Origin of the sequence: Pseudomonas sp. LjRoot71 (assembly GCF_964253255.1) — a bacterium.
Lineage (GTDB): Bacteria > Pseudomonadota > Gammaproteobacteria > Pseudomonadales > Pseudomonadaceae > Aquipseudomonas.
Genome location: NZ_CAXURA020000001.1, coordinates 2,386,417 through 2,405,449, shown reverse-complemented (window position 1 = coordinate 2,405,449; position 19,033 = coordinate 2,386,417). Strand labels below are relative to the sequence as shown.

Here is a 19,033-nt window from a genome sequence, read left to right as displayed (position 1 = left end):
TAATGATTCAGGGGTGAGACACGATGAACACGATCAAACACCTGCTCGCCGTCGCCATCTGCGGCGCCACCCTGCTGGCCACGACGGCCCAGGCGCAAACACCCGAGAAACCGCGTGAACTGCGCGTGTACAACTGGGCCGACTATATGCTGCCGTCGGTGCCCAAGGACTTTCAGGCCAAGAGCGGTATCAAGCTGACCTGGGACGTGTTCGACACCAACGAGTCGCTGGAAGCCAAGCTGCTCACCGGCAACTCCGGTTACGACCTGGTGGTGCCGACCAACACCTTCCTCGACACCCAGATCAAGGCTGGCGTGTTCCAGAAACTCGACAAGAGCAAACTGCCCAACTGGCAGCACCTCGACCCCGGCCTGCTGCAGCTGATGACCGCCAACGACCCCGGCAACCAGTACGCCGTGCCCTACATGTACGGCACCGTACTGATCGGCTTCAACCCGGACAAGGTCAAGGCCGTGCTGGGTGCCGATGCACCGGTGGACAGCTGGGACCTGATCTTCAAGGAAGAGAACATCAGCAAGCTCAAGCAGTGCGGCGTGGCCATGCTCGATTCGCCCGGCGATATCCTGCCGATTGCTCTGCACTACCTGGGCCTGGACCCCAACAGCACCAAGCCTGAGGACTACGAGAAGGCCAGCGCGCTGATGCTGAAGATTCGCCCTCACGTGGCCTACTTCCACTCGGCCAAGTACATGACCGATATCGCCAACGGCGACATCTGCGTGGCCATCGGCTACTCGGGCAGCTTCTACCAGTTCGCCAACCGCGCCAAAGAAGCCGGCAACGGCGTAGTGGTCGACTGGCGTCTGCCGAAGGAAGGCGCGCCGCTGTGGTACGACTCCTTCGCCATCCCGAAAAGCGCCCTGAACGTTGCCGAGGCCCATGAGTTCCTCAACAACCTGCTCGAACCCAAAGTGATTGCACCGGTCAGCGACTTCCTCGGCTACCCCAACCCGAACAAGGACGGCATGCCGCTGGTGGGCCCGGAAATCCGCGACAACCCAGGCCTGACCCCGACCGCCGAAGCGCAGAAGACCCTCTACGTGCTGCAACCGCTGCCGCAGAAGATCGAGCGCGTGCGTACCCGGGTGTGGAACACCATCAAGTCGGGCACCTGATCGCCCGACAGCCCCTGGGGGGCGTTCGGTTTTCCGAATGCCACGCCACTGAATAATCGCCCAGCCGAACGGCTGGGCGTTTTTCATTCTCCAAATTTTAAAATTTATTGATTAATTTCAATAACTTACACAATCATAAAAACCCTCGATGGCCTGGCATACATCCTGCTCCCTGTACTGGCAGGAATGCGATAGCTCTTCCAAGCCAGCGGTCTAGCCCAACAGCCAGCCGCCCATAAGAACAACATCGAGGAACAGATCCATGCGTATTGTCCCCCGCGTACTGAGCGCGGCCATCGCCGCCGCCCTGATCGCCAGCCCGGCCTTCGCCAGCGAACTGACCGGCACCCTGAAGAAGATCAAAGACTCCGGCACCATCACCCTGGGCCACCGCGACGCCTCCATCCCCTTCTCCTACTTCGGCGACAACCCGCAGCAGCCGGTGGGCTATTCCCATGACCTGCAGCTGAAAGTGGTTGAAGCGATCAAGCAGGAGCTGGGCCTGCCGGAACTCAAGGTGCGCTACAACCTGGTCACCTCGCAGACCCGTATCCCACTGGTGCAGAACGGCACCGTCGACCTGGAGTGCGGCTCCACCACCAACAACATCGAACGTCAGCGCCAGGTGGACTTCTCCGTCGGCATCTTCGAAGTCGGCACCCGTCTGCTGACCAAGAAAACCTCGGGGGTCAACGACTTCCCTGATCTCAAGGGCAAGAACGTGGTGACCACCGCCGGCACCACCTCCGAGCGCCTGCTGAAGATCATGAATGCCGAGAAAAAGATGGGCATGAACATCATCTCGGCCAAGGACCATGGCGAGTCCTTCCTGATGCTCGAATCCGGCCGCGCTCTGGCCTTCATGATGGACGACGCCCTGCTCTACGGCGAAATGGCCAAGGCCAAACAGCCGGCTGACTGGGTGGTGGTCGGCGAGCCGCAGTCCTTCGAAATCTACGGCTGCATGATGCGCAAAGGCGACGAAGGCTTTAAGCAGGTGGTCGACAAGGCCATCAGCGCCACCTTCGCCTCCGGTGAAGTCAACGCCATCTATGACAAGTGGTTTATGCAACCGGTGCCACCGAAGGGCCTGAACCTGAATTTCCCCATGAGCGATGAACTGAAAAAGCTCATTGCCAACCCGACTGACAAGTCTGCCGAGCAGATCTGACGGTAAACCTGCCGCCGCTTCACAAGAGCGGCGGTAGACGGGGAACCGGAAGCACCCGTCTTCCACCTTCCACCTGACTGGATCGAGGCACGTTCGCCACCCGCGAACGGGGCAGGCACGCACCTGCCCGGCCTCCTCCGACCCACGGCCTATTTCGCGACACCCGAGGGGCAACCCGCATGAACTACAACTGGGACTGGGGCATCTTCTTCAAGTCCACCGGCATCGGCAGCGAGATATACCTGGACTGGTTCGTCACCGGCCTGGGCTGGACTATCGCCATCGCCATCGTTGGCTGGATCATCGCCCTGGCGCTGGGCTCGCTGCTCGGCGTGATGCGTACCGTGCCGAACCGCTGGATCTCCGGCATCGCCACCGCCTACGTGGAAATCTTCCGCAACGTGCCGCTGCTGGTGCAGCTGTTTCTCTGGTACTTCCTGGTGCCGGACCTGCTGCCCGAGCCGCTGGAAATCTGGTTCAAGCAGGACCTCAACCCCGCCACCTCGGCCTATCTCAGCGTGGTGGTGTGCCTCGGCCTGTTCACCGCCGCGCGGGTCTGCGAGCAGGTACGCACCGGCATCCAGGCGCTGCCCAAGGGCCAGACCGCCGCGGCCTACGCCATGGGTTTGCGCCTGCCACAGATCTACAGCAACGTGCTGCTGCCGCAGGCCTACCGGATCATCATTCCGCCGCTCACCAGCGAATTCCTGAACATCTTCAAGAACTCCTCGGTGGCCTCCTTGATCGGCCTGATGGAGCTGCTGGCGCAGACCAAACAGACCGCCGAGTTCAGCGCCAACCTGTTCGAGGCCTTCACCCTGGCCACGTTGATCTACTTCACCCTGAACATGAGCCTGATGCTGCTGATGCGCCTGGTCGAGAAGAAAGTCGCCGTGCCCGGCCTGATCGCCGTGGGAGGTAAGTAATGGATTTCAGTGCAATCGTTCCGGCCCTGCCAGGCCTGTGGGATGGCATGGCCATGACCCTGCAGCTGATGGTCATGGGCGTTATTGGCGGCGTGGTACTGGGCACCGTGCTGGCGCTTATGCGTCTGTCGCACAACGTGCTGCTGGCGAAGATCGCCGCCACCTACGTCAACTACTTCCGCTCGATCCCGTTGCTGCTGGTGATCACCTGGTTCTACTTCGCGGTGCCGTTCATCCTGCGCTGGATCACCGGCGAAGACACCCCGGTGGGCGCCTTCACCTCGTGCCTGGTGGCGTTCGTGATGTTCGAAGCCGCGTACTTCTGCGAGATCGTCCGCGCAGGCATCCAGGCCATCCCCCGTGGCCAGATGGGCGCTGCGCAGGCGCTGGGGATGAACTACGGGCAGACCATGCGCCTGATCATCCTGCCGCAGGCGTTCCGCAAGATGACCCCGCTGCTGTTGCAGCAAAGCATCATCCTGTTTCAGGACACCTCACTGGTCTACACCGTCGGCCTAATGGACTTCCTCAACGCCGCCCGCTCGCGCGGCGACATCATCGGCCAGCCCCATGAATTCCTGATCTTCGCCGGTCTGGTGTACTTCCTCATCAGCTTCTCCGCCTCGTTGCTGGTCAAGCATCTGCAAAAAAGGTTAGCCGTATGATTTCCATCAAAAACGTCAACAAGTGGTACGGAAACTTCCAGGTGCTGACCGAGTGCAGCACCGAGGTGAAGAAGGGTGAAGTGGTGGTGGTGTGCGGGCCGTCCGGCTCCGGCAAGTCGACCCTGATCAAGTGCGTCAACGCCCTGGAGCCGTTTCAGAAGGGCGACATCGTGGTCGATGGCACCTCGATTGCAGACCCGAAAACCAACCTGCCCCAGCTGCGTTCACGGGTCGGCATGGTGTTCCAGCACTTCGAGCTGTTCCCGCACCTGACCATCACCGAAAACCTGACCATCGCGCAGATCAAGGTGCTCGGCCGCAGCAAGGCCGAAGCCACCGAGAAGGGCCTCAAACTGCTCGAGCGTGTCGGCCTGTCGGCGCATGCGCACAAGCATCCTGGCCAGCTCTCTGGCGGCCAGCAGCAGCGCGTGGCGATTGCCCGTGCATTGGCGATGGACCCAGTGGTGATGCTGTTCGACGAACCGACCTCGGCCCTCGACCCGGAAATGGTCAACGAGGTGCTCGACGTGATGGTGCAGCTCGCCCACGAAGGCATGACCATGATGTGCGTGACCCACGAGATGGGCTTTGCACGCAAGGTCGCCGACCGGGTGATCTTTATGGACGCCGGGCAGATCGTCGAAGACTGCGCCAAGGAAGAATTCTTCGGTGACGTCAGCCAACGCTCCGAGCGCGCCCAGCAGTTCCTCGCGAAGATTCTCCAGCACTGACTCTTAGGGTGCGCCATGCGCACCAATACCAGCGCACCACAGCCGGTGCGCACGGTGCACCCTACGCATTGAGGCCCGCGCAACTACCTAGCCAGGGAGGACTGTGATGCAATGCTCCACCGCCTTTGCTCACCGCGTGCCGCCAGCCCTGACCGTGAAACCGCGCCTTGCCCGTGTTCTGCTGCTGATCCTGTTGCTGCTCCTGCTGGTATTCGGCTGCGGTTATGCCGGCTATTACCTCAGTGAACGCAGCGGCATCCGTGACCTCGCCGAGGGCGGCGAACGCCAGCTGGAACTCAACGCCCGTGCGGTCGAAAGTGAAATCACCAAATACACCTACCTGCCCAGCCTGCTGGAGCTGGAGTACAACGTCGGCCGCCTGCTGCAAACACCCACCACCTACCGCCGGCAGCTGGTCAACGATTACCTCGAAGGCCTCAATCAGCGCAGCGGCAGCCTGGCCATCTATGTACTGGATCGCAGCGGCCGCGTGCTGGCCACCAGCAACTGGCGCGAGCCAAGCAGCTACCTCGGCGAAGACCTGTCCTTCCGTGCCTATTTTCAGGATGCCATCGAGGGCAAACCGGGGCGGTTCTACGGCATTGGCAGCACCACCGGCGAGCCCGGCTACTACCTGGCCCACGGCCTGAAAAGCGGCGAGCGGATCATCGGCGTGGCGGTGGTCAAGGTGCGCCTGGACAGCCTGGAACAGCGCTGGCAGCGCGCCCGCCTGCAAGCCTATGTCAGCGACGAGAACGGCATCATCATCCTCTCCAGCAACCCCAGTCGCCGGCTCAAGGCCGTGCATCCACTGGGGCCGAACACCCGCGAGCGCCTGGCGCGCAGCCTGCAATACCACTGGTGGGCCCTGGAAGAACTGCAACCGCTGGCCCGTCGCACCCTCGGCGACGGCCTGGAGCAAGTCAGCTTCGCCGCCGATCAGGCCGACGAGCCAGACGCCGGGCCGATCACCTACCTGGCGCAGACCCGTCCGCTGGACGATACGCCCTGGCACCTGACCCTGCTCACTCCGTTGCAGGATCAGCGCAGTGCCGCCCTCAGCCACGCCATGCTGGCCGCCGTGGCCTGCGCCCTGCTGATTTTCCTCGGCCTGGCGCTTAACCAGCGGCGCAAGGTGATCGCCACCCGCCTGGCCGCGCGCGAAGCGCTGGAGCAGGCCAACAACGAGCTGGAGCGCAAGATCGCCGAGCGCACCGCCGACCTGCAAGCCAGCAACCAGCGCCTGCAAGCCGAAGTGCGCGAACGCCAGCAGGCGGAAACCACCCTGCGCCAGGCCCAGGATGAGCTGGTGCAGGCCGGCAAACTGGCGGTGATCGGGCAGATGTCCACCAGCATCGCCCATGAGCTGAATCAACCACTGGCCGCACTGCGTACCCTGTCCGGCAACACCGTGCGCTTCCTCCAGCGCGGCGCGCTGGATGTGGCCAGCAGCAACCTGCAAACCATCGGCGAGCTGGTCGACCGTATGGGCAAGATCACCGCCAGCCTGCGCGCCTTTGCCCGGCGCAGTGGCGACCAGGGCGAAGCCAGCCTGGAGCAGGCGGTGGACGCGGCCCTGCTGCTGTTGCAGAACCATCCCGGCTATACCGCCGTGCAACTGCACCGCGACTATGCCCACGGCCCGGCCGACGTGCGCCTGGCCATCGAACAGACGCGCCTGGAGCAGATTCTGGTCAACCTGATCGCCAACGCCCTCGACGCCATGAGCGAACAAACCGAGCGCCAGCTCTGGCTGAGCGGCCAGGATGATGGCGAACGCTACCGCCTGACCGTACGCGACAACGGCCCGGGGATCGCCGCCGATGTGCGTGTGCACCTGTTCGAGCCGTTCTTCACCACCAAACCCGGCGAAAAGGGCCTCGGCCTTGGCCTGACCCTTTCCGCCAGCCTGGCCGCCGCCGCGGCCGGCAGCCTGACCGTGCAACACCCGGACAGCGGCGGTACAGCCTTCGAGCTGAACCTGGCCAAAGTCACCCCAGGAGAACCCACACCATGAGTGAGCCGCTAAGCGTCCTGATCGTCGAAGACGACCCCCACGTGCTACTCGGTTGCCAGCAGGCGCTGGCCCTGGAAGACATTCCCAGCGTCGGCGTGGGCAGCGCCGAAGAAGCCCTGCAACGCATCGATGCAGACTTCGCCGGCATCGTTATAAGCGATATACGCCTGCCCGGTATCGACGGCCTGCAATTGCTCAGCCGCCTCAAACAGCGTGACGCCAGCCTGCCGGTGGTGTTGATCACCGGCCACGGTGATATCGGCATGGCGGTGGGCGCGATGCGCGACGGCGCTTACGACTTTATGGAGAAACCCTTCTCTCCCGAGCGCCTGGTGGACGTGGCGCGCCGCGCCCTGGAACAACGCAGCCTGGCCCGCGAAGTGACGGCCCTACGCCGCCAGCTGGCCGGGCGCCAGGCACTGGAGCAGCGCATCATCGGCCGCTCGCCGGCCATGCAGCAGCTGCGCGAGCTGATCGCCAACGTCGCCGACACCGGCGCCAACGTATTGATCGAGGGCGAGACCGGCACCGGCAAGGAACTGGTCGCCCGCTGCCTGCACGACTTCAGCCGGCGCCAGGGCAAAGAGTTCGTCGCGCTGAACTGCGGCGGCCTGCCGGAGAGTCTGTTCGAGAGCGAAATCTTCGGCCACGAGGCCAACGCCTTCACCGGCGCCGGCAAGCGCCGCATCGGCAAGATCGAGCACGCCGACGGCGGCTCGCTGTTCCTCGACGAGATCGAGAGCATGCCGCTGGCCCTGCAGATCAAGCTGCTGCGCGTGCTGCAGGAACACAGCCTGGAGCGCCTCGGCTCGAACCAGCCGATCAGCGTGGACTGCCGCGTGATCGCCGCGACCAAGGCAGACCTGGCCGAGCTGGGCCAGCGCGGCGAGTTCCGCAGCGACCTGTACTACCGGCTCAACGTGGTGACCCTGGAGCTGCCGCCGCTGCGCGACCGCCGCGAAGACATTCTGCTGCTGTTCGAGCACTTCCTGCAGCTTGCCGCCCTGCGCTTCGACCGCGCCATGCCGGAACTCGACCGCACCACCGCCGCCGCCCTGCAGGCCCACGACTGGCCAGGCAACGTGCGCGAACTGCGCAACGTGTCCGAGCGCTTCGCCCTCGGCCTGCCGGTATTCAAGAAGAGCGGTGCCACCCCGGACGGCAGCGCCGCCAACTTCGCCGAGGCGGTGGAGGCCTTCGAACGCAACCTGCTCGGCGCCGCCCTGGAACGCCATGCCGGCAACCTCAGCCAGGCCGCCGTGGACCTGGGGATGGCCAAGACCACGCTGTTCGACAAGGTAAAAAAGTACGGGTTGTAGGGTGGATGGCGCTGCATCGATCCATCGAGCGCCGTGATGGTGGATGTACAAGGCGACATCCACCCTACGGTCTGGATGCACCCCCGTAGGGTGGGCTCAGGAGCGCAGCGAACAGCCCACCGCGGCACCCTCGGTGTACCGTCTGCGGGAGCGGCCGCCGCCCGTCCAACCTACGCGGCTTGCCTCTAAGGCGCCGAGAAATCCTCGCCTGCCAGGCGCTGGCTGTTGAAGCGGCTTCTGTAGGCCCCCGGCGAGATACCCACGCGCTGCTTGAACAGGCGGCGGAAGGAGCTGCCGTCCTCGTAGCCCACCTGCTGGGTGATGCGGTCGAAGTTCTCCTGCCCCCCCTCCAGCAGGTGCTTGGCCCGGTCGATGCGCAGGTTCTGCAGGTACTGCCCTGGCGTCAGGCCGGTGGCCTCCTTGAAACGGCGGATCAGGTTGCGCTGGCTGAGGGCGAAGCGCTCGGCCACCTGCTCCAGGTCGATGGGCTGGGCCAGGTGCTTCTCCAGCCAGACCTGCACCTTGAGGATGTCGCGATCTTGGTGGTTCTTGTTGAAGTGGTCGCTCATGTATGGGGTCTGCAGGCGCTCGGCACTGTCGACCAAGAGCTTCTTCGAGCACTCGGCCGCCAGCTGGGGCGAGGCGAAGCGGCGGATGATGTGCAGCAGCAGGTCGCTGCCTGTGGTCGAGCCCGCCGAGCAGAGCAGCAGGCCGTCGTCGGTCACACTGCGCTCGGCCTGTAGTCGCACCCCGGGGAAACGCCGGGTGAACTGCTCGCTGAAGATCCAGTGGGTGGTGGCGCGCTTGCCCTCCAGCAGGCCGGCCTGGGCGGTGACGAAGGTGCCGGTGCACATGCTGGCGATGTAGCTGTTGCGCCCGTGGTGGTGACGCAACCAGGCGTATACCGGCTCCAGCTCTGGCAGTACCGCGAGAATGTTGAACATGAAGCCCGGCACGATGATCAGGTCGGTCTCCTCGATCTCGGCCAGGGCCTTCTGCGGGGTCAGGCGCAGGCCTCCCGTGCAGCTGACGGGCCCGCCGTCGATGGACGCGCTCTGCACTTCGAAGGGCTCGCCGCCGGAGGCAAGCCGCTGCAGCACATTGGCGCACTCGAGGAACTCCAGGGCCGCGGAAACACTGGTGGCCGAACAGCGCTCGGCCATCAGAACCGTCACTCTCATCTCACGCCCCTTCATCCCGCGCGCGAATCTCGCACGCTTTCCGTCAATTTCGCCCATGTCGGCCCCGCGCCACGCCACCTAGCATGCGCCGCATGGGGATGATGCCCCAAGGCGAGCAAAGGAAACGCGGCGATGAAAAATACAGCCTATCGGCTATTCAAAAAACCCTTCTTCGGCCGTTTCATGCGCCCCTGGCGCTGGCCCGAGCAGATCGATCCGCAGCCCTGGCAGCGCCTGACCATCGACAGCGGCTCCGGGGCGCGCCTGTCGGCCCTGCTGGCCGAGAGTCATGCAGCCGAGGCCAAGGGGGCGATCCTGCTGGCCCACCCCATGGGCACGGCGGCCAAGGGCTTCTGGCTCAAGCAGGGCCACGCCGAGCTGCTGCGCGCGGCCGGCTACCACGTGATGCTGTTCGACCTCAATGGCTTCGGCGAGAGCGGTTCGACCACCATGGACTACCCACTGGACGTGCTGGCCGCCGGCCGAGCCCTGCAGCAGCACTACCCGCAACTGCCACTGGCGGTGCTCGGCGCCTCCATGGGCGCAGCCATGAGTCTGTGCGCCCTGGCCCAGCCAGGGCACCCGTTCAAGGCAGCGGTGCTCGAATCGGCCTTCCCCACCCTGCTGCACTTCTGGCGCCGCTACCCCATCCCCAGCCTCGGCATCCGCCTGTCGATGCTGCTCTACCCGGCCGGCGAACGGCGCCTGCGCCCGTTACATGCCGCCGAACGCCTGGTCGGCAAGCCGCCGCTGCTGATGATCTATGGCGAGGACGACGACTACACCCCGGTGGAGCATGGCCTGCAGCTGCACCTGGCCCTCAGCGGCACCACCCATACCGAGTTCTGGCGGGTGCCGGGGGCCACGCACACCCTGGCCTACACGGCTCAGCCGCAGGCCTATGCGCAGCGGGTAACCGCCTTCCTCGACACCCATCTGGCCAGCCACGCCTGAGCCCTTGCATAACCCATGACCAGAGAATCGAGCATGACCTTCGACGAAATGCTGCGCGCAGCTTGTGATACATCGCCCACCCAGATACAGATTCCGCAACGTTGGGGCCAAGGTAGGGCTACCTTCGGCGGGCTGCTGGCCGCCTGCCTGTTCACCCGGGTGCGCCCATGGGTAGAGGCCGGGCGGCCGGTGCGCTCGCTGATGCTGTCCTTCGTCGCCCCGGTGGCACCGGGCCCGCTCGACCTGCAGATCGCCGTGCTGCGCGAGGGCAAGGCGGCCACCCAGGTACAGGCCACCGCCTACCAGGACGGCCAGGCCTGCGTGACGATGCTGGCAAGCTTCGGCGGCGCCCGCACCTCGGCGGTGAACGTGGCGGCGGCGCCCGCGCCGGACTTTCCGGCCGCCGAGACGGTGTCGCCCTTCCCCTTCATCGCCGGGCTGACGCCGGACTTCACCCAGCATTTCGACTACCGCTACACCCTCGGCAAGATGCCCTTCATGGGCGGCCATGACTCGCGCATGGGCGGCTGGATCTGCCTGCGCGAGGCCGGCCCGGAGAGCGCCGGCGTGGCCGAGTTGCTGTGCCTGCTGGACGCCTGGCCACCGGCGGTGTTCAGCCTGCTCAAGACACCGGCGGCCGGCAGCTCGCTGAGCTGGACCATCGGCTTCATCGACGGCGCGGAGGACTGCAGCGGCGCGGACTGGTGGCAGTATCAGGCGGAGATCCGCCAGGCGGCCAACGGCTACAGCCATATCGACGCCAACCTGTGGGACAAGCACGGGCGCATGGCCCTGGTCAGCCGCCAGACCGTCAGCGTCTTCGCCTAACCCCGGCCGATGCAGGAGCATCGGCTGTCAGATGTCCGAGGCACTACCCTGGCCAGCCCCAGGCCCTCGGCATGGCCAAGACCAGCCTGTTCGACAAGGTCAGGAAATACGGTCTGTGAATCGGCGGTAAGCGCTGGCACGCGTGCCATGGCATGCCACACTGCAAGCTGACCCTACGCCGAGCACCCCCATGACCCCATGGCTATTACGCCGAGTTCTCTGCCTGATCTTCAGCACAGCGCTCTCGGCGGAGTTGCCGGCCGCTACGGATGCACCACCTGCCAAGGTCTACAGCGTGGCCTTCTACCAGGCTGGCCTGCTGTATTCGCAAGGCAAGGGCCTCGACCGCGATGTGATCGATGAGCTGATGAAGCGCGGCGGCTACCGCTTCGACACCTTCGAGCAGCCGAGGGCGCGGATCTGGAAAGAGCTGCAGGAGGGCACCCTGTCCATGACGGTGTCCGCCATACGCGTCGCGGAGCGCGACGCCTTCGCTTATTTCATCCCGTATCACTCGCAGAAGAACATGGCGTTGACCACACGCACCGACCTGCGAGGCCCGGCGGATCTGCTGGCCGACCCGCGCGCGCGCATCGCCGTGGTGCGCAGTTTTCGCCACGGGCCGGTCTACGACGAGCTGATCGCGCAGCTGGACGCGCAGGGCCGGGTCATCGAGGTGCCGAGCATCCACAACCTGTTTCTCATGCTGGGCGCGGGCAACCGCGTCGACGCCGTGTTTTCCCTACCGCTGTTCTACCGCAAGGAGCTGGCCGAGCTGGGACTGGAGGATCGCGTGAGGATCATGGACTGGTCGCCCCAGACCGCTCCCATTCCCCATCACCTGGCCCTGAGCAAGGCGCACTTCTCCTATCAGGACTACCAGCGCATGGCTGCGCTCATACAGGGCATGCGCGACGATGGCACCTTGCGCAGGCTGTTGTCCGCCTACCTGTCGGGTGATGAGCTGGAAAGCGCGCTGCAGTTCTGACCCGCTAGCGGCTCGCCGCGTTGCCCATCCCGGCTTCCAGCTTGCGCCACAGCAGGCGCACCGTCGCCTTGCGCGACAGCACGCAGCGGTACAGACGGATCTCCAGCGGCACCTGCCATTGTTCGCCACCGCACACCGCCAGCTCGCCGCGGGCCAGCTCGGCGGTCACCGACAGGCGCGGCACCCAGGCCACGCCGAGGCCCTGCAGGGCCATGGTCTTGAGGCTGTCGGCCATCGCCGTTTCGTACACCGTGGTCGAGCGCAGGGCACGCTGGCGCAGCAGCAGGTTGACCGAGCGCCCGAGAAAGGCCCCGGCGCTGTAGGCCAGCAGCGGCACGCTCTGGCCACTGGTCAGGTCAAACAACGGCGCACCGCTGTCACCCACCGCACACACCGGGAGCATCTCGGTGCGGCCCAGGTGCAGCGAAGGGAAGATCTCCGGGTCCATCTGCAACGCCGCATCCGGGTCGTAGTAGGCGAGGATCAGGTCACAGGCACCTTCGCGCAGGGCGTGCACCGCTTCGCCGACGTTGGTCGCCACCAGCCGCGTGTTCAGCGGCAGACCTTCACGGCGCAGGCGGGCAATCCATTCGGGGAAGAAACCCAGGGTCAGCGAATGCGCGGCGGCGATCTGCAACACCTCGCCCTGCTGGCCTTCGAGGTTGTGAAGATGGCGCACCACCTCACCCAGCTGCTCGACCATGCTCCGTGCGGTGACCAGAAACAGCTGGCCGGATTCAGTCAGCTCGATGGGCGTGCAGGCTCGGTTGACCAAGGTCAGCCCGAGCATGTTCTCCAGGCTGCGAATACGCCGACTGAATGCCGGCTGCGTGACGAAGCGTTTTTGCGCCGCCTGGGAAAAACTGCGCGTAGTGGCCAATGCAACGAAATCTTCCAGCCATTTGCTCTCAAGATTCACCGACGCTTGCCTCCAGACTTAATCGTGTTTTCAAGATAAGAATCAGGGGTTTCTCCGGCCAATCGACAACTTATCGAGCGCTTTACTGATCGGCACCCTGAAAGACAGATCCGCGTACCGGGGTCACATTAACATTATGCCGATTGTGCATGACCCAGCGTTTAACAGCATTGGCCATGATCAGGCTACAGCCCCTAATCTACGGGACATCGCGGGTAAATCCGCATTGTCACGAGAAAGTGAACATCATGTCCCCTGCTGCATCATACCGCACCGAAAAAGACCTGCTCGGCACCCTCGAAGTACCCGCTGACGCCTATTACGGCATCCAGACCCTGCGTGCCGTGCAGAACTTCCGGCTGTCGGGCGTAACGCTGTCGCACTACCCGAAACTGGTGATCGCCCTGGCCATGGTCAAACAGGCCGCCGCCGACGCCAACCGCGAGTTGGGTCACCTGTCCGCAGCCAAGCACACGGCCATCAGCACCGCTTGCGCGCGCATCATTCAGGGCGAGTTCCACGACCAGTTCGTGGTCGACATGATCCAGGGCGGTGCCGGCACTTCAACCAACATGAATGCCAACGAAGTCATCGCCAACATCGCCCTGGAAGCCATGGGCCATGAGAAAGGCGAGTACCAGTACCTGCACCCGAACAACGATGTGAACATGGCGCAATCGACCAACGATGCCTACCCGAGCGCCATCCGCGTTGGCTTGTTGCTGGGCCATGACTTTCTGCTCACCTCGCTGGACAAACTGATCCAGTCCTTCGCTGCCAAGGGCCTGGAATTCGGCCACGTACTGAAGATGGGCCGCACCCAACTGCAGGACGCCGTGCCGATGACCCTCGGCCAGGAGTTCCGCGCCTTTGCCGTGACCCTCGGCGAAGACCTGCAACACCTCAAGCTGCTCGCCCCGACCCTGCTTACCGAGGTCAACCTGGGCGGCACCGCGATTGGCACCGGGATCAATGCCGACCCAGCCTATCAGCACCTTGCCGTGAGACGCCTGGCGATCATCAGCGGGCATCCCGTTGTGCCGGCCGCCGACCTGATCGAGGCGACTTCGGACATGGGCGCGTTCGTGCTGTTCTCCGGCATGCTCAAACGTACCGCGGTCAAACTGTCGAAGATCTGCAACGACCTGCGCCTGCTCTCCAGCGGCCCGCGCACTGGCATCAACGAGATCAACCTGCCGGCCCGCCAGCCGGGCAGCTCGATCATGCCGGGCAAGGTCAATCCGGTGATTCCGGAAGCGGTCAACCAGGTGGCCTTCGAAGTGATCGGCAACGACCTGGCCCTGACCATCGCCGCCGAAGGGGGCCAGCTGCAGCTGAACGTGATGGAGCCGCTGATCGCCTACAAGATCCTCGACTCGATCCGCCTGCTGACCCGTGCCATGGACATGCTGCGCGAGCGGTGCATCGACGGCATTACCGCCAACGAAGCCCATTGCCGCCAGCTGATGGAAAACTCCATCGGCCTGATCACCGCGCTCAACCCCTACATCGGCTACGAGAACGCCACGCGCATCGCCAAGGTAGCCCTGGAAAGCGGGCGCGGGGTGCTGGAGCTGGTGCGCGAGGAGAAGCTGCTGGACGACGCCACCCTGGCCGACATCCTGCGCCCGGAAAACATGATTGCCCCACGCCTTGTTCCATTACAGGCCTAAGCCAGGAGAATTCGCATGTCACGCAATAGCGCTGTACCAACATTGACTCCGACCTTCCTGGCCGTAACCCCGCCACGCCGGATGTACCCGGGTTATCCGCTGCCACGTTACGAGCTGCCGAAGAACACGCCGCTGCGGGTCGCCCCGACAGAACAGGCTGCAACCCAGGGCGCTGCCCAGTCCCGCTAAAACATCGACCAAGAGGCCCCCCTGCCTCTGATCCTTCAAGGATGGCTTCGGCCATCCTTTTTTTGTGCCGATGTTTAGCCGGCCTACAGCTGCCAGGCGCGCCGCAGCGCCGCCAGCGCCTGAGCAATCTGTGCCTCGGGCACTGCGGCAAACCCCAGCACCAGGCCGGCGCGCTCATCCTGCAGGGTTGTGCTGTCCGGCAGCCAGTAACTGCTTAAACCGGTGATTTCCACGCCAACCTGCTCGGCGGCCGCGATCAGCTCGCGCTCACGTTGCAGGCTCTCGACCCGCACACACAGGTGCAACCCCGCGTCCACCGCCGGCAGCGGCGCGCAGCCAGGCACATGTTCAGGCCAGCCGGCCAGCAGCGCATCGCGACGACTACGGGCGGCCGTGCGCATGCGGCGGATATGCCGCTGAAAGTGCCCAGCAGCGATAAAGTCGGCCATCACTGCCTGGGTGCCGATTTCCGAATGGCGCATATCCAGCGCGCGGCGCTGGGCAAAGGCTTCGGCCAGCGCCGGCGGCAATACCAGATAGCCCAGGCGTAGCGCCGGGAAGGCGATCTTGCAGAAGGTGCCGACATACAGCACCCGACCCTGACGATCCAGCGCCGCCAGCGGGGCCAATGGCGTGCCGCTGTAGCGGTACTCGCCGTCGTAATCGTCCTCGATGATCAGGCCGTTAGTGCGCTCGGCCCACTCCAGTAATTGCAACCGCCGCGCCAGCGACAGGGTGACCCCGGTTGGGTACTGGTGCGAGGGCGTCAGGTAAACCAGACGGCAATTGTCGAGCTGCGCCAGCGCCGAAACATCCAAGCCCTCAGCATCCACCGCCACGCCGCACAGCTGCGCCCCGGCAATCGCCAGTGCATGGCCGGCGGCGCGGTAGCCGGGGTTCTCCACGGCCACTCGTGCGCCGGGCGTGACCAGCAGCTGCGCGCACAGGCTGATGGCCTGCTGCGCACCGCTGGTCACCACGATCTGCGCCGGGTCGCAGTGCAGGCCACGGCTGTTGCGCAGGTAGGCGGCGATCAACTCGCGCAGCTGCCAGTCGCCGGCCGGGTCGCCATAGCCCAGGCGCGCCGGCGATGGCTTGCGCCAGAAACGTGCGGACAGGCGCGCCCAAGTCTCGAACGGAAACAGGTCAAAGGCCGGCACGCCGACCCGGAATGCCCGTGGCGGCCCGCTGACGGGAGGGTTCAGGTGATGCTCTTGCAACAGCTCCAGCGCCGGGTTCTGCGCGCTGGCAAGTGGCTGCGCGGGAGCCGGCCGTGTCGCCGCGCTCAACTCGGCCACGTAGGTGCCCGCGCCGATGCGCCCTTCGATATAGCCCTCGGCATACAACTGATCGAAGGCGCGGGTCACGGTATTGCGCGAGATACCCAGCAGGTTCGCCAGGTCGCGGCTGGCCGGCAGGCGCGTGCGGCGTTGCAGACGACCGTCGAGGATGCGTTCGCGCAACGCCTGATACAGCTGGCGCGCCAGACCACGCTGTGGGTCGAGGTGAATGCCGGAGAGATCGACCGGCAACGGCGGAGCAGACGGAATGCTCATGCAGATTGGCTCTATCAAAGTTGCAAGAAATGGATCTTACAACAGACCAATATGCCGCCTAGCATGGCTCATCAGCTCAGGCCCCGTTTCGGAGAAGCCGCCATGTACACGCCAACCGCCTTTCGCCAGGACGACCTCGCCACCCTGCACCAGCAGATGCGTGCCACGCGCCTGCCGACGCTGGTCAGCCATGGCGCAAACGGCTTGCTCGCCAGCCACTTACCGTTGCTGCTGGAACCTGGTGAGGGCCAATACGGCACGCTGTACGGCCACTTCGCCCGGGCCAACCCGCAGTGGCGCGACCTGGCGGACGGCAGCCCGGCGCTGGTGATCTTCCAGGGCGCGGAGGCCTATATCAGCCCGTCCTGGTACGCCGCCAAGGCCGAACACGGCAAGGTGGTGCCGACCTGGAACTACATCAGCGTGCAGGCCCACGGCCGCGCCGAGGTGTTCGATGACGCCGAGCGCCTGCTGCAGCTGGTCAGCCGCCTCAGCGCGCTGCACGAGGCCGAGCGCCCGCAGCCCTGGGCGGTCAGCGATGCACCGCGCGAGTACATCGACAGCATGCTGCGCGCCATCGTCGGTTTCGCCTTGCCGATCGAGCGCCTGGACGGCAAATGGAAGCTCGGGCAGAACCGCAGCCAGGCCGACCAGACCGGTGTACGCGAGGGCCTGGCGGCCAGCCATGACCCGCGCGACCGCGAGCTGGCCGCGCGCATCAGTACTGATCACTAACCCAAGGAAGACCGCCATGAGCATCGAAATCCGCCCCGTCAGCACTGCCGATCACGCCGCCTGGTTGCCGCTGTGGCAGGGCTATCTGCACTTCTACCAGAGCGAGTTGCCCGCCGCGGTCAGCGCCATGACCTGGCAGCGCTTTCTCGACCCCAGCGAGCCCACCCATGCCGCCCTGGCCTGGCGCGACGGCCAGGCTGTGGGGTTGGTGCAGTGGATCTTCCACCGCAGCAATTGGTCGGTGGAGCACAGCTGCTACCTGCAGGATCTGTTTGTCGACAGCGATCAACGCGGCGGCGGTATCGGCCGGCTGCTGATTGAACACGTCTATGCCCAGGCCCAAACGGCCGGTGCCGCAAAGGTGCACTGGCTGACCCAGGAAACCAACTACCCTGGCCGTCAGCTCTACGACCGCATCGCCGAGCGTTCGGGCTTTATCCAATACCGCAAACAGTTCTGAGCAGGAGCCGCAGCATGCCCCAGCAACCTTTACGCGACTGGCAGCCCGCGCCCACGCCGGCCCGCGAAGCCTTGAACGGCCAGTATGTGCGCCTCGAACCACTCGACCCGGCGCGCCATGGCGACGATCTGTGGCAGGCCCTGCAAGGCCCGGACAGTGACCCGCTGCTGTGGGATTACCTGCCTTATGGCCCCTTTGGCCAGCGCGCGGACTTCGACGCCTGGCTAAGCCGCCACGCCGCCAGCCAGGACCCACTGTTCTTTGCCGTGGTCGAGCCAGGCAGTGGCCGCGCGCAAGGCCTGCTCAGCTACCTGAATATCGCCACGCAACACGGCAGTATCGAGATCGGCCATATCTGCTACGGCCGCGTGATGCAGCGCAGCGTGCAGGCCAGCGAGGTGATCTACCTCTTGGCCAGGCACGCCTTCGCCAACGGCTACCGCCGCCTGGAATGGAAGTGCAACAACGACAACGTCCGCTCCAAGCGCGCTGCCGAGCGCTTCGGCTTCAGCTACGAGGGGCTGTTCCGTCAGCATATGGTGATCAAGGGGCGTAACCGCGACACCGCCTGGTACTCGATTATCGACAGCGAATGGCCGGCCCTTGCCGCCGGCTACGAGCGCTGGCTGGCGGCAGACAACTTCAGTGCCGACGGCCAGCAGAAACAGCGCCTAGAGGACCTGCGGTAACAGCGCTGACGCTTATTCGATCTCGAACAGGCCGTTCTTTAGCGGGGCATCGGCCAGGCGCTGGCGCACGTCGTCGTCGATGCGCGGGTCATCCGGGCGGTACAGGCGCACCTGGCGGTAGGCACTGATGCGGTTGATCTCCGTGCCCAGGTATTCCCAGACCACGCGGGTGCAGGCAGGGCTGCGCCGGTCTCCACTGGAAACGCCGGTTTTCAGGCCATTGAGGCGGGTGATGCGGCTCTTGTAGCTGGGGATGAGGATGGTCTGGCTCATCTCGTTGAGGGTCAGCGACTCGTAGTCCATCAGAAACAAGCGATCCTGCAACTGGAAGGCCGCGCCCAGGTAGCGGCAACGCACCCAGTCCTCACCCTGCACATCGCTGCTGGCAGAGCGCTCCTGACGCTCCTGGCGCTCGAACAGGAAGTCGCCGTCCTCCTCCCACAGATGCACCAGCGACAGCAGCACGGTGCCCGGCACCGACATGCAGTTGGAATATTCGAAGTAGTAACCGCAGTAGCGCGACAGGTTGCCGGCATGCGCGCGCAGCGGCTTGAGCAGCTCCACCAGCGCATCGCTGCGCGCGCCCGCCACCTGGCCGGGCGTGCGCGCGCCGATCAGGTCGGCGAACTGTTCGGCCGGCAGGCTCAGCTCATAGGCCTCGACGCCGAAGAAATCGCAGATACGCTTGAGGTTGTAGGCCGTCGGTCGGCTCTGCCCGCTGAGGTATTTATTGAACTGCGCGCGATTGATCGCCAGCTTGCGGCAAACCTCGGCGATCGACCGGTAATGGCTGCACAACAGCTTGAGATTGAGCCCTAGATAGTCGGACATGGCGAATTTCCTGGTGATGCGAGCGGCGCGATTCTAGCATCAACTCGCATCAGCTCGCCGCCACC

At 64.7% G+C, this 19,033-nt stretch carries 19 protein-coding genes; 15 read left to right on the top strand and 4 right to left on the bottom strand.

The genetic code is table 11. The annotated features are described in order from the left end of the window. The first annotated feature begins 23 nt into the window (after positions 1–23). The 7 genes from ACSQ17_RS11425 (at position 24) to ACSQ17_RS11395 (ending at position 7,965) form a co-directional block, all read left to right on the top strand. Entirely contained in the window at positions 24–1,136 is a 1,113-nt protein-coding gene (locus tag ACSQ17_RS11425; RefSeq protein ID WP_436068697.1) for a polyamine ABC transporter substrate-binding protein, read from the top strand. A 262-nt stretch (positions 1,137–1,398) separates the two neighbouring features. After that, the gene (locus ACSQ17_RS11420; protein WP_436068696.1) at positions 1,399–2,307 is read left to right on the top strand and encodes a glutamate/aspartate ABC transporter substrate-binding protein; all 909 of its coding nucleotides are present in this window, start codon (positions 1,399–1,401) and stop codon (positions 2,305–2,307) included. 179 nt (positions 2,308–2,486) lie between these two features. Next, positions 2,487–3,233 (top strand): amino acid ABC transporter permease, encoded by a 747-nt coding sequence (locus ACSQ17_RS11415; protein ID WP_436068695.1) that lies wholly within the window; start codon positions 2,487–2,489, stop codon positions 3,231–3,233. Then, on the top strand, positions 3,233–3,898 hold the full coding sequence (locus ACSQ17_RS11410) for an amino acid ABC transporter permease (protein WP_436068694.1): 666 nt from the start codon (positions 3,233–3,235) through the stop codon (positions 3,896–3,898). Before ACSQ17_RS11415 ends, ACSQ17_RS11410 begins: the two co-directional genes overlap by 1 nt. Then, positions 3,895–4,629: an amino acid ABC transporter ATP-binding protein gene (locus ACSQ17_RS11405; RefSeq protein WP_436068693.1), complete on the top strand. Its 735-nt coding sequence runs from the start codon at positions 3,895–3,897 to the stop codon at positions 4,627–4,629. The genes ACSQ17_RS11410 and ACSQ17_RS11405 overlap by 4 nt, the downstream gene beginning before the upstream one ends. A gap of 106 nt (positions 4,630–4,735) precedes the next feature. Next, positions 4,736–6,646 (top strand): sensor histidine kinase, encoded by a 1,911-nt coding sequence (locus ACSQ17_RS11400; protein ID WP_436068692.1) that lies wholly within the window; start codon positions 4,736–4,738, stop codon positions 6,644–6,646. After that, complete coding sequence (locus ACSQ17_RS11395; protein ID WP_436068691.1) at positions 6,643–7,965, top strand: sigma-54-dependent transcriptional regulator; 1,323 nt, start codon at positions 6,643–6,645, stop codon at positions 7,963–7,965. The genes ACSQ17_RS11400 and ACSQ17_RS11395 overlap by 4 nt, the downstream gene beginning before the upstream one ends. 185 nt (positions 7,966–8,150) lie before the next feature. Here ACSQ17_RS11395 and ACSQ17_RS11390 read toward each other — a convergent pair whose 3' ends face one another. Then, the gene (locus tag ACSQ17_RS11390) at positions 8,151–9,146 is read right to left on the bottom strand and encodes a GlxA family transcriptional regulator (RefSeq protein ID WP_436068690.1); all 996 of its coding nucleotides are present in this window, start codon (positions 9,144–9,146) and stop codon (positions 8,151–8,153) included. 132 nt (positions 9,147–9,278) lie between these two features. On the opposite strand from ACSQ17_RS11390, the gene ACSQ17_RS11385 reads away from it, so the two are divergent. The 3 genes from ACSQ17_RS11385 (at position 9,279) to ACSQ17_RS11375 (ending at position 11,916) form a co-directional block, all read left to right on the top strand. Next, a complete protein-coding gene (locus tag ACSQ17_RS11385; RefSeq protein WP_436068689.1) occupies positions 9,279–10,100 on the top strand; it encodes an alpha/beta hydrolase family protein in 822 nt (273 codons plus the stop codon). Between the two features lie 33 nt (positions 10,101–10,133). Continuing rightward, on the top strand, positions 10,134–10,928 hold the full coding sequence (locus ACSQ17_RS11380) for an acyl-CoA thioesterase (RefSeq protein ID WP_436068688.1): 795 nt from the start codon (positions 10,134–10,136) through the stop codon (positions 10,926–10,928). 190 nt (positions 10,929–11,118) lie between these two features. After that, complete coding sequence (locus ACSQ17_RS11375; RefSeq protein ID WP_436068687.1) at positions 11,119–11,916, top strand: substrate-binding periplasmic protein; 798 nt, start codon at positions 11,119–11,121, stop codon at positions 11,914–11,916. Positions 11,917–11,920: 4 nt separating this feature from the next. On the opposite strand, the gene ACSQ17_RS11370 is transcribed toward ACSQ17_RS11375, so the two are convergent. Next, on the bottom strand, positions 11,921–12,835 hold the full coding sequence (locus ACSQ17_RS11370) for a LysR substrate-binding domain-containing protein (protein WP_436068686.1): 915 nt from the start codon (positions 12,833–12,835) through the stop codon (positions 11,921–11,923). Positions 12,836–13,083: 248 nt separating this feature from the next. Between ACSQ17_RS11370 and aspA the strand changes: the two genes are divergently transcribed. Then, complete coding sequence (gene aspA, locus ACSQ17_RS11365) at positions 13,084–14,508, top strand: aspartate ammonia-lyase (protein WP_436068685.1); 1,425 nt, start codon at positions 13,084–13,086, stop codon at positions 14,506–14,508. 15 nt (positions 14,509–14,523) lie between these two features. Then, on the top strand, positions 14,524–14,697 hold the full coding sequence (locus tag ACSQ17_RS11360; RefSeq protein ID WP_436068684.1) for a hypothetical protein: 174 nt from the start codon (positions 14,524–14,526) through the stop codon (positions 14,695–14,697). 83 nt (positions 14,698–14,780) lie between these two features. On the opposite strand, the gene ACSQ17_RS11355 is transcribed toward ACSQ17_RS11360, so the two are convergent. Beyond that, the gene (locus tag ACSQ17_RS11355; protein ID WP_436068683.1) at positions 14,781–16,253 is read right to left on the bottom strand and encodes a PLP-dependent aminotransferase family protein; all 1,473 of its coding nucleotides are present in this window, start codon (positions 16,251–16,253) and stop codon (positions 14,781–14,783) included. Positions 16,254–16,355: 102 nt separating this feature from the next. Here ACSQ17_RS11355 and ACSQ17_RS11350 point away from each other — a divergent pair, with 102 nt between their 5' ends. The 3 genes from ACSQ17_RS11350 to ACSQ17_RS11340 are packed head-to-tail and all read left to right on the top strand — an operon-like array spanning position 16,356 to position 18,137. After that, the gene (locus tag ACSQ17_RS11350) at positions 16,356–16,988 is read left to right on the top strand and encodes an FMN-binding negative transcriptional regulator (RefSeq protein WP_436068682.1); all 633 of its coding nucleotides are present in this window, start codon (positions 16,356–16,358) and stop codon (positions 16,986–16,988) included. A 16-nt stretch (positions 16,989–17,004) separates the two neighbouring features. After that, entirely contained in the window at positions 17,005–17,448 is a 444-nt protein-coding gene (locus ACSQ17_RS11345; RefSeq protein WP_436068681.1) for an N-acetyltransferase family protein, read from the top strand. A gap of 14 nt (positions 17,449–17,462) precedes the next feature. Continuing rightward, positions 17,463–18,137 carry a GNAT family N-acetyltransferase gene (locus ACSQ17_RS11340; RefSeq protein WP_436068680.1) on the top strand — a complete coding sequence of 225 codons (675 nt, stop codon included), beginning with the start codon at positions 17,463–17,465 and terminating at the stop codon, positions 18,135–18,137. A 12-nt stretch (positions 18,138–18,149) separates the two neighbouring features. On the opposite strand, the gene ACSQ17_RS11335 is transcribed toward ACSQ17_RS11340, so the two are convergent. Beyond that, on the bottom strand, positions 18,150–18,968 hold the full coding sequence (locus tag ACSQ17_RS11335) for a helix-turn-helix domain-containing protein (RefSeq protein ID WP_436068679.1): 819 nt from the start codon (positions 18,966–18,968) through the stop codon (positions 18,150–18,152). Positions 18,969–19,033: the final 65 nt, after the last annotated feature.

Excerpts from the sequence above, each read along its gene's own strand:
- ACSQ17_RS11340 (WP_436068680.1), top strand. The coding sequence starts at position 17,463 with ATGCCCCAGCAACCTTTACGCGACTGGCAGCCCGCGCCCACGCCGGCC.
- ACSQ17_RS11390 (WP_436068690.1), bottom strand. The coding sequence starts at position 9,146 with ATGAGAGTGACGGTTCTGATGGCCGAGCGCTGTTCGGCCACCAGTGTT.
- ACSQ17_RS11385 (WP_436068689.1), top strand. The coding sequence starts at position 9,279 with ATGAAAAATACAGCCTATCGGCTATTCAAAAAACCCTTCTTCGGCCGT.
- ACSQ17_RS11400 (WP_436068692.1), top strand. The coding sequence starts at position 4,736 with ATGCAATGCTCCACCGCCTTTGCTCACCGCGTGCCGCCAGCCCTGACC.
- ACSQ17_RS11410 (WP_436068694.1), top strand. The coding sequence starts at position 3,233 with ATGGATTTCAGTGCAATCGTTCCGGCCCTGCCAGGCCTGTGGGATGGC.
- ACSQ17_RS11335 (WP_436068679.1), bottom strand. The coding sequence starts at position 18,968 with ATGTCCGACTATCTAGGGCTCAATCTCAAGCTGTTGTGCAGCCATTAC.
- ACSQ17_RS11420 (WP_436068696.1), top strand. The coding sequence starts at position 1,399 with ATGCGTATTGTCCCCCGCGTACTGAGCGCGGCCATCGCCGCCGCCCTG.
- ACSQ17_RS11375 (WP_436068687.1), top strand. The coding sequence starts at position 11,119 with ATGACCCCATGGCTATTACGCCGAGTTCTCTGCCTGATCTTCAGCACA.
- ACSQ17_RS11345 (WP_436068681.1), top strand. The coding sequence starts at position 17,005 with ATGAGCATCGAAATCCGCCCCGTCAGCACTGCCGATCACGCCGCCTGG.
- ACSQ17_RS11415 (WP_436068695.1), top strand. The coding sequence starts at position 2,487 with ATGAACTACAACTGGGACTGGGGCATCTTCTTCAAGTCCACCGGCATC.
- aspA (WP_436068685.1), top strand. The coding sequence starts at position 13,084 with ATGTCCCCTGCTGCATCATACCGCACCGAAAAAGACCTGCTCGGCACC.
- ACSQ17_RS11395 (WP_436068691.1), top strand. The coding sequence starts at position 6,643 with ATGAGTGAGCCGCTAAGCGTCCTGATCGTCGAAGACGACCCCCACGTG.
- ACSQ17_RS11355 (WP_436068683.1), bottom strand. The coding sequence starts at position 16,253 with ATGAGCATTCCGTCTGCTCCGCCGTTGCCGGTCGATCTCTCCGGCATT.
- ACSQ17_RS11405 (WP_436068693.1), top strand. The coding sequence starts at position 3,895 with ATGATTTCCATCAAAAACGTCAACAAGTGGTACGGAAACTTCCAGGTG.
- ACSQ17_RS11380 (WP_436068688.1), top strand. The coding sequence starts at position 10,134 with ATGACCTTCGACGAAATGCTGCGCGCAGCTTGTGATACATCGCCCACC.
- ACSQ17_RS11425 (WP_436068697.1), top strand. The coding sequence starts at position 24 with ATGAACACGATCAAACACCTGCTCGCCGTCGCCATCTGCGGCGCCACC.
- ACSQ17_RS11350 (WP_436068682.1), top strand. The coding sequence starts at position 16,356 with ATGTACACGCCAACCGCCTTTCGCCAGGACGACCTCGCCACCCTGCAC.
- ACSQ17_RS11360 (WP_436068684.1), top strand. The coding sequence starts at position 14,524 with ATGTCACGCAATAGCGCTGTACCAACATTGACTCCGACCTTCCTGGCC.